6 protein-coding genes are annotated in these 9,021 nt (G+C 54.3%); 4 read left to right on the top strand and 2 right to left on the bottom strand.

Annotation, left to right across the window (positions count from 1 at the left end; all coding sequences use genetic code 11):
• The coding region (gene xylA / locus VH413_19830; protein HEX3800952.1) for a xylose isomerase at window positions 1–1,070 on the top strand (1,070 nt) is incomplete at its 5' end.
• A 221-nt stretch (window positions 1,071–1,291) separates the two neighbouring features.
• Entirely contained in the window at window positions 1,292–2,839 is a 1,548-nt protein-coding gene (locus VH413_19825) for a hypothetical protein (protein ID HEX3800951.1), read from the top strand.
• A gap of 47 nt (window positions 2,840–2,886) precedes the next feature.
• On the opposite strand, the gene VH413_19820 is transcribed toward VH413_19825, so the two are convergent.
• Complete coding sequence (locus VH413_19820) at window positions 2,887–4,617, bottom strand: GAF domain-containing protein (GenBank protein HEX3800950.1); 1,731 nt, start codon at window positions 4,615–4,617, stop codon at window positions 2,887–2,889.
• A gap of 1 nt (window position 4,618) precedes the next feature.
• The gene (locus tag VH413_19815; GenBank protein ID HEX3800949.1) at window positions 4,619–5,779 is read right to left on the bottom strand and encodes an LptF/LptG family permease; all 1,161 of its coding nucleotides are present in this window, start codon (window positions 5,777–5,779) and stop codon (window positions 4,619–4,621) included.
• A gap of 270 nt (window positions 5,780–6,049) precedes the next feature.
• Here VH413_19815 and VH413_19810 point away from each other — a divergent pair, with 270 nt between their 5' ends.
• Complete coding sequence (locus VH413_19810) at window positions 6,050–7,384, top strand: Fic family protein (GenBank protein ID HEX3800948.1); 1,335 nt, start codon at window positions 6,050–6,052, stop codon at window positions 7,382–7,384.
• Window positions 7,385–7,474: 90 nt separating this feature from the next.
• Window positions 7,475–8,755, top strand: a complete 1,281-nt coding sequence (tyrS, locus tag VH413_19805) for a tyrosine--tRNA ligase (GenBank protein HEX3800947.1) — start codon at window positions 7,475–7,477, stop codon at window positions 8,753–8,755.
• Window positions 8,756–9,021 lie beyond the last annotated feature (266 nt).

Here is a 9,021-nt window from a genome sequence, read left to right as displayed (position 1 = left end):
GGGCGCGGGTGGCGTTTGAATTTATTGAAAAATTGGGCGCTCCTTATTATGCGTTCCATGATCGCGATGTGGCGCCGGAAGGGGCGACGCTGAAACAGTCGAACAAAAATTTGGATGCGATTGTGAAAGTGTTCAAGCAGGAGCAGAAGCGCACGGGCATCAAACTGCTTTGGGGCACGGCGTGTTTGTTTGCGCATCCGCGTTACGCGCACGGCGCGGCGACGAGTTGCAACGCGGATGTGTTTGCGTTTGCCGGCGCGCAAGTGAAGAAGGCGCTCGAAGTGACCCACGAACTCGGCGGGGAAGGTTTTACGTTTTGGGGCGGACGCGAAGGCTATTCGACTTTGTGGAACACAAACGTGAAGCGCGAACTGGATCATCTCGCGCGTTTTCTCCACATGGCTGTGGATTATAAAAAGAAAATCGGTTTCAAGGGGCAATTTTACATCGAGCCGAAGCCGAAAGAACCGACCAAGCATCAATACGATTCCGATGCCGCGGCGTGCCTGAACTTTTTGCGCGAGTATGATTTGATTGATCATCTTAAACTCAACCTTGAAACCAATCATGCCACGCTGGCCGGCCACTCGATGCAACACGAAATGGAAGTGGCCGCGGCCGCCGGCGCGCTTGGTTCGATTGATGCCAACACCGGCGACGCTTTGCTCGGCTGGGACACGGATCAATTTCCAACGGACATTTATCTCACGACCCAGTGCATGCTTTCGATTCTCAAGATGGGCGGTTTCACGACCGGCGGGGTGAATTTCGATGCGAAAGTGCGGCGCGAAAGTTTTGAACCGGTGGATTTGTTTTATGCGCACATCGGCGGCATGGACGCGTTCGCGCGCGGATTGAAAATCGCCGCCGCCATCCGCAAGGACGAACGCATGGCGGAGTTCGTCAAGAAACGGTATAGCTCCTATGACAGCGGCATCGGCGCGAAAATCGAAGCGGGCAAAACTAATTTCACTGAACTCGAAGCTTATATGCTGAAGAAGGGTGAAGCCGCCGCGAATGAAAGCGGGCGTCAGGAATTTCTCGAGAATTTGATCAACGAGTTTATTTGAGCGGCGGGTTCATCGGAAACAGATTTGACGCAGAGACGCAGAGGCGCAGAGGCGCAGAGAGGAAGAAATTATTTTTGAGAAGTTATTTTCTCAATGTGTAATATCTTTTGTTTTGGTTTGGACCATTCTGCTTAAAAAATCGGTTCCCCTTTTTTTATGCGGCTCAGCGTCAAAAAGGGTCGGGCAAATTGAGTTTGGCGTAAAGTGGAGTAGAGTGCTCAGTGTTGCGACAAGTCCTATTGTTATTGGCGGTTTTGCTGTTCACGGGGATTGCGCACGCTGAACGCATCAATCAGGAGGGACGCATCCTTGGGCCATTGCCAGTTGTCACCGCGCCGATTTTGTTTAATACGACCAACGCCGATGCCATCACGTCGGCGATGCAAATTTTTCCCGCCACGAATCCGTGGAACGAAGATATTTCGCGCCTGCCAGTGCTGACGAATTCGGACGCCATGATCGCGCAGATCATTTCCGACCTTGCCACTAATCGCCGCACACTCATCGCCGAGATGGAAATGAACTTCGTGCTCGTGCCGGACAATCAGCCGCGCCAAGCGATTGATTTTTTCAATTACCCGGACGAGTCGGATTTGGATGGCGGCGTTTCGCCCGATGGTTTGTACCCCATTCCCGTCAATCTTCCGATTGAGACGTGGCCGACCGGAACATCGCTTTCACTTTTGCAATGGCAAACCAATATTAATAATGGCGACCGCCATTCGATTATGGTGGAACCGGGCGCGGGATATTTTTGGGAAACGTGGCTCACGCGATTGGTTGGCACAAACTGGCAAGCTTCCAACGGCGCGAAGTTTAATCTCAATACCAATGGCCTGCGCCCGGCGGGCTGGACGTCCGGCGATGCGGCGGGTTTGCCGATGTTCAGCGCGCTCGTGCGTTACGATGAAGCCGAGCGCGGCATGGTCGAACACGCCTGCCGCATCGTGGTCAAACGCTCGCTTTACGAAAATTATATTTATCCCGCCACGCACTTCGCCTCGGCCTCCACCAACACCAGCGTCAATCTTCCGTCCATGGGCCAGCGCGTGCGGCTAAAATCCAATTTTTATATTCCCGTGAATTGGACGAGAGAAGAAAAGGCGATTCTGCTCGGCTTGAAAAAATACGGCGCGCTGGTGGCTGACAACGGAAATTTTTTCTCCATCTCGGTCACGCCGGACGACCGCTGGCCGGCGAATTGTTTCAACGATCTGACGAGCGTCAGCATCACCAATTTTGAAATCGTGCAAAGCACCGGGCCGAACGAAGGACCGCGTTCGCCCGGCGCGCCGACGGCCAATGCCGGTGCGGATCAATCCATTGTCATCGGAGCCGCCGCGCCATTAAATGGAGCGGTTGCCTTTACCGGTGCGATGCCGGTGGTTCAATGGAAACAATATTCCGGCCCGGGCTTGGTGACGTTTGCCGACGTGTTAACCAACACCGCCGCAACATTCAGCGAACCGGGAGTTTATACGCTGGAATTGAGCGCCGCGGACGGTGTGCATGCGGTGGCGTACGACGCGATGGTGGTGACGGTCGTGCAAGCGATCACCCTGGCGATTTCGCACACGGCAACGAACGTGAATTTATCGTGGACCGGTGGAACTGCGCCGTACGTTTTGCAGCAGCAGATCAATTCGCTGGCGGGAAATGAGTGGAACGATGTCCTCACCACGAGCGTTCAGCAAGTGACGCTGCCGATCTCGAGCACGAATAGTTTTTTCCGGGTCGTATGCAATACAGAAGTTCGTCGTGGCTTTTAGTGATGCCATTTTCCCGGGGAGCGTTCAGGTCACGCATTTCGACTTTTCTATAATGGTAAAATCACGCTGATGGCCGTGCCTTGGCCGAGCCGCGAACGAATCTGCAATTCTCCTCGGTGGGTTTCAACCACGCGGCCGACGATGGCGAGGCCGAGTCCCGTGCCTTTGGCTTTCGTCGTGGAAAGCACGGAGGAAAATGCGCGCCGCCGCTGTTCTTCGGTCATGCCTTCGCCGGTGTCGCGAAATTCGATGGCGACATGGGTCGGCTTGCCGCCTTCGGGTGGCACGATTTGACTTGTGCTTACCGTGAGTTTGCCGCCGCCGCTGCGCGACATCGCTTCGCCGGCGTTGAGAATCAAATTGAGAAATGCCTGCTCAAGCTGCGTGGCATCGGCCATCACCGAGGGCAGCCTGGGATCGAGCTTGTGGATGAAGGCGATGTTTTGATTGCGCAATTTGTGGCGCACGAGCAAGCCAAGTTCCTCGATGACCTCGTTCAAATTCACCGGCAGAAAATCCGGCTCGGTTGTGCGCGCGAACGCAAGGATCTGTTCCACGATCTTGTTCAGGTGCTCGATTTTTTCGCCGAGAATTTCCGCGTCCTTCTGGCGCGGATCGGTGCGGGGAAATTTCAGATCGAGCGAGTGATAAAGCATTTTCATCACCGTAAGCGGATTGCGAATTTCATGCGCGACCTCGGCGGCGAGCAAGCCGAGCGCGGAAAGTTTTTCGTTTTGCCGCAACTGTTCCTCGACATCCACGACGCGTTCATACAGGCGCGCCTTTTCGATGGCGATGGCGGAAAGCTCGGCCAGCGCGGAGAGAATGCGGATTTCCTCGTCGGAAAATTTATGCGCCACGCCAGTATAAATGCTGAGCGTGCCGATGGCTTCGCCCGCGAAAATCAACGGGACGCTGAGCAGCGAGAACAGTTTTTCGCGCCGGGCCAGATTGGCGGAGGTGTAACGGGATGAGGTTTGGACATTCTCGACCTGCAAGGGTTTGCGGCGGCGCACGACGATGCCGATCAAGGATTCTTCCGCGCTGATTTTGGGATTCTCGCGATAGGCTTCCGCCGCGCCGTGGCTGGCGCGCAGTTCGAGCCATTCGCGAGTGTCGTCGAGCATCATCAGCGAGCACATCCTCGCCTGCATCATCAGGCACGCCTCGCGCGTGATGACGAGCAGGGCGTCATCAAGGTTCAACGCGGAATTGATGGTCTTGCCGACGCGCGAAAGCGTCTCGAACAGGCGCGCCTTGAGCCGTAACTGTTCGTAAAGCCAGGTGTTGTGAATCACCTTCGCGGCAGAGAGCGCGAGCGATTCCATCAATTCCTGGTCGGCGGCGCTGAAGGCTTCCTTGCGCTCGGAATCCACGTTGAGGACGCCGCGGATTTCGCCATTCACGACCAGCGGCACGGCGACTTCCGAATGCACCTGGGAGCGGATGGAAACGTAGCGCGGGTCTTTGGTGACATCGCCGAGACGCACGGGCAGGCCTTTGCGTGCGACCCAGCCGGTGATGCCCTGGCCAAGCCGGAGCTTCACGTCGGCGGCATTCGGCGGCAAGCCCATCGAGGCGTGGATTTCCAGAAAACCGGACGTGGGATTGATGAGCACGACTGAGCCGGAGGAAGCTTTCATCACGCGCACAGCTTGTTCGATGATGAGTTGCAGCGCGGTTTGCGGTTCGAGCGTGGAATGGATGATGTTGCCGACCTGGTAAAGCAATTCCAGCCGGGCATAACGGGCTTTTAGTTCGTTGAGTTCGTCGCTCATTTTATCGCACGCGCAGTATCAGGCAGATCCCGGTGATGCCGAAGAAAGCATTCGGCAGCCACGCGGCGATCCACGCGGGCAACAAGCCGCCGGTGCCGAGCGCGAGACCGAGTTGCAAGAGGATAAAGTAAACGAAGCAAATGACAATGCTCCCGGCCACGCCCATGAAAACATTGCGCCGGCCCGACGCCGCGCCGAAGGGAATGGCGATGAGCACGACGACGAGGCAACTCCACGGCGCGGCGATGCGGCCATGCAGTTGCGTGCGCAGCCAGCGCTCGTATTTCGGCGAGAGATCGGGATGCACACTGAGATAATCAATGATTTCAAAAATGGGAATCTTCGCGCCGTCGGCGGAGAGTTTGTTTTGAAAGCGTTTCGCGAATCGCGCTTCGTTGTCGAACTCACGCGGTTGTTCGGTGAATTGCGGCATGGCCAGTTCGTTGGTGATTTGGCGGTCGGTGCCGATAAATAAATTCACGTCGTGAAAAGTCCAGACGTCGTTGGTGTGGTCGGCGTGTTTGGCGACGAGATGAAAATTGGTGCCGTGCGAACTCCAATAAACCTGGGGGTCGGTCATGACGTCGGTCTTGAAATTGTAGGAGCCGATGATCCAGTTGCGTCCGTCGCGGGTGTTGTGAAAGCCGAGCGCGGAGGGTCTTAATTCCGGGCGAGTAGCAAGCGCGCCGGTTATATCTTGAGACGCTTTCTGCCGGGCCAAAGGAGAAGGAGGGGATTCCGCGCCATCGAATTTTCGGCGTTGCATGATGGCTTCCTGTTTGTCCTGGCTGTCGGGAACCCAGAATTCGTTCAGGACGAAAACGATGCCGCTGAACAGGAAACCCACCAGCAGATAGGGCAGCGACAAACGCCAAAGACTCACTCCGGCGGCACGGATGGCGGTGATTTCATGATGGCGCGAGAGATTGGTCAGTGTGTAAAGCAACGCCAGCAACAGCGTGACGGGCAGAATGAAAACGATGATGTCGGGCAGCTTGACGAGGTAATATTGGACCACGTCGCGGGCGAGAAGATTTTGCTCCTGAAAATGATTGAGCGAGGCAATCAAATCGAAGGCGACGTAAAAAATAAGAAAGCCGCACAGGCAGTAGCCGAGCGGTATGAGCAATTCGCGCAAGAGATAGCGGTCAAGCAGGCGCATTCAGGATGCAGCGTAACGGGGGTGTGGAGTGGGGAAAAGTAAAATACGCCCTTTGGCGGCTCACAAGACGAGCGACTCAAAATATGGGACGTCAAGAAAGAAGCTATTGGGGAAACTAAACGAATTTGATTTTTTACGATCTATGTCTTCAATTTCAGGAGATTTTATTTAAAACCAGCTGCCGGAACTAAATGCTATGACGTATTTTATGAGGTAAAAGTGAACAAACTATTAATTGCTATTAAATTAATAGTTCAGTAATAGTTAGAGATGAAAATTCCGAGTAGGCCGCCGGATTGGGGAAAATTGCCCAGCCATTTGAAACCGGAGAAATGGGATCGCATTTTTCAAATCGTCAAGGCACACGATTTTGACGAACGCTATTTGCATTGGGAAGAACTTCGGTTCCGAAAGCCCCCAGAAGGCCTGACGCTTGAAGAATGGTGGCTGGCCGTGAAATTTCGCAGAAAGGGCGCCTTTCGGAACATTCCGTTGAAAGATAAATCGGGACATCCGTTTCAGTTTTGTGTGCCGGATTTAGTGGTTGATCTTCTGCATCAAATTGACCGGGGAGGAGGGACGTTTGTACAGATTCCTGAGCAAATAACCAATGCTGACCAGCGAAACCGGTATGTCGCACGGTCGCTGATGGAGGAAGCGATAACCTCAAGTCAATTAGAGGGAGCCGCGACCACGCGGGAAGTGGCGAAAAAAATGCTGGCCGAAGGCAGGCGGCCGCAAAATCATGGGGAGCGCATGATCGCCAATAATTATGCGACCATGCAGCATATCCTCGAATTAAAAGAGAGCCAGTTGACTCCAGAAATGGTGTTCCAAATCCATAGGGAAATTTCCCAGAACGCCCTGGATATTCCTGATGGCGCGGGGAGGTTTCGACGGACGGACGAGGCGGTTGATGTTTCGGACCAGGAAGGAAATATATTCCACGTACCGCCTCCGGCTGATGAATTGCCCGCCCGCTTGCAAGCGATGTGTGATTTCGCCAATGGAAAAAGCCCGGACTTTTTCGTTCACCCGGTGATCCGGGGAATCATCCTTCATTTCTGGCTGGCGTACGACCATCCGTTTGTGGACGGCAACGGGCGAACCGCGCGGGCATTGTTTTATTGGCAAATGCTGCATTCGGGTTACTGGCTATTTGAATTCATTTCAATTTCTCATTTTCTACGAAAGGCCCCGGTTCAATACGGCATGGCATTTTTATATACCGAGACTGATGAAAATGATTTGACCTATTTCATCATTCATCAAACAGAAATTGTCCGGAAAGCCCTCAAGGAGCTGCATGACTATGTGGCCCGCAAGTCGTCGGAAACTCGAGTGTGTCTTGAGGCTTTGGAGAAATATCCGGAACTCAATCATCGCCAGCAGGCGCTCATCAGCCACGCGGTAAGGCATCCGGGTTTTATTTACAAGATTGCCAGTCATCAGGCACGACAGGGAATAACCTATGCCACGGCACGCAGCGACTTGCTAAAATTGGCCCGATCAAAGTTGTTTGAGCAGAAAAAGGCGGGCCGTTCTTTTGTATTTATCGCGCCCAAGGATTTGGAAGCCCGGTTGCAGTCAAAGGCTAGGCGTTAGGTCAGTACATTTGTCAGGATTTCGATAGGCAACATGAATTGCTTTTTCATCGCCAGCACTTCGATGAATCGCTAAAGATTACGGTCGCAAATGAATATTTACGACGAACTGATGGCGCGCGGGTTGGTGGCCGATTGCACGGACAAAGAGGAATTGCTCAAGCGGCTCGCGGCCAGCCCAGTCACGCTTTATTGCGGCTTTGACCCGACGGCGGACAGTTTGCACGTGGGAAATCTGGTGCCGCTGCTGGCGTTGCGGAGGTTTCAAAATTGCGGACACATTCCGATTGCGCTAGCCGGGGGTGCGACGGGTTCTATCGGCGATCCCAGCGGCAAAACCGCCGAGCGGCAACTGCTCACGCGTGAGGTTTTGGAATCGAACATCGCGAGTGTGAAGGAACAACTGCGCCGGCTGCTGGATTTCGACACGAAACAAAATCCCGCACGCCTGCTGGACAATGCCACGTGGACCGCGCCGGTGACGTTCCTGGATTTTCTGCGCGACATCGGCAAACATTTTTCGGTGAACATGATGGTCGCGAAGGAAAGCGTGCGTGCGCGCATGGAAGATCGCGAGGCGGGCATCAGTTATACGGAGTTCAGTTACATGCTGCTGCAGGCGTTTGATTTTTATCACCTGCGCAAGGAACATGGTTGCGAACTGCAAATCGGCGGCAGCGATCAATGGGGAAATATCACGGCGGGCAGCGACTTGTGCCGAAAGAAATTGGGCGCGCAGGTTTTTGGGCTCACGCTGCCGCTCATCACCAACGCGGACGGCAGCAAGTTCGGCAAAACCGTTGCGGGCGCGGTGTGGCTGGATGCGAAAAAAACCAGCGTTTATAAATTTTATCAATTCTGGATCAACACGGACGATCGCGATGTCGTTCGTTATCTGAAATTTTTTACGTTTCTGTCGCTGGAAGAAATCGCTGCACTCGAAAAGAAGCATCTGGAAAATCCCGGCGAACGGGCGGCGCACAAACAACTGGCGGCCGCCGTGACGAAGTTGATTCACGGAGACGCGGCTGCCGGGCACGCGAAAACCGCGAGCGAAGTTTTGTTTGGCGCGGCGACGGAGACGCTTTCGCGGGAAGTGTTTTTTCTCGTCGCGGGCGAAGTGCCGACGCGGGAACTTGAGCGGGCCAAGCTGGAAGGCGCGGGGATTTCATTGGTGGAATTGCTCGTGCATGCGGGGCTGTGCCCGTCGAAAGGGCAGGCGAAAAAGGATGTCGAGGGCGGGGGAGTTTATCTTAACAACACGCGCGTGGCGGAAGTGCAGTGCATGGTGACTGCGGACAAATTACTTTACGAAAACTATCTGTTGTTGCGAAAAGGGAAGCGGAATTATGCGGTGGTGAAGGCGGGGTAGTGTTTTTAATTTCGTCCGGTTCAAGCAAGTTTCGCCGGCGACGAAAGAACCATTTCTAAAATCATCCGGGCGTACGCCGGGTTTCATTTTCGTAGAATTCTTTCGTCCCTGGCGGGACTTGATCAGACACAAACTAAAACCCAGCCATAAATGGCTGGGCTAAGTTCGGTCGTCCCTGCGGGACTTCGGACGGCTGCGCAGCAGCCCTACCATGCGCTAGGATATCAGTTGTCCCTGCGGGACTTGGAGGTTGTGATTTAGACTTT

This window comes from Verrucomicrobiia bacterium, assembly GCA_036268055.1.
Taxonomy (GTDB): Bacteria; Verrucomicrobiota; Verrucomicrobiia; order Limisphaerales; family Pedosphaeraceae; genus DATAUW01.
Note: the sequence above shows the minus strand (reverse complement) of the source record. Positions and strands in the feature narration are given on the sequence as shown.

Coding starts and splice junctions, on each gene's coding strand:
- VH413_19820 (HEX3800950.1), bottom strand. CDS start 4,617: ATGAGCGACGAACTCAACGAACTAAAAGCCCGTTATGCCCGGCTGGAA.
- VH413_19815 (HEX3800949.1), bottom strand. CDS start 5,779: ATGCGCCTGCTTGACCGCTATCTCTTGCGCGAATTGCTCATACCGCTC.
- tyrS (HEX3800947.1), top strand. CDS start 7,475: ATGAATATTTACGACGAACTGATGGCGCGCGGGTTGGTGGCCGATTGC.
- VH413_19810 (HEX3800948.1), top strand. CDS start 6,050: ATGAAAATTCCGAGTAGGCCGCCGGATTGGGGAAAATTGCCCAGCCAT.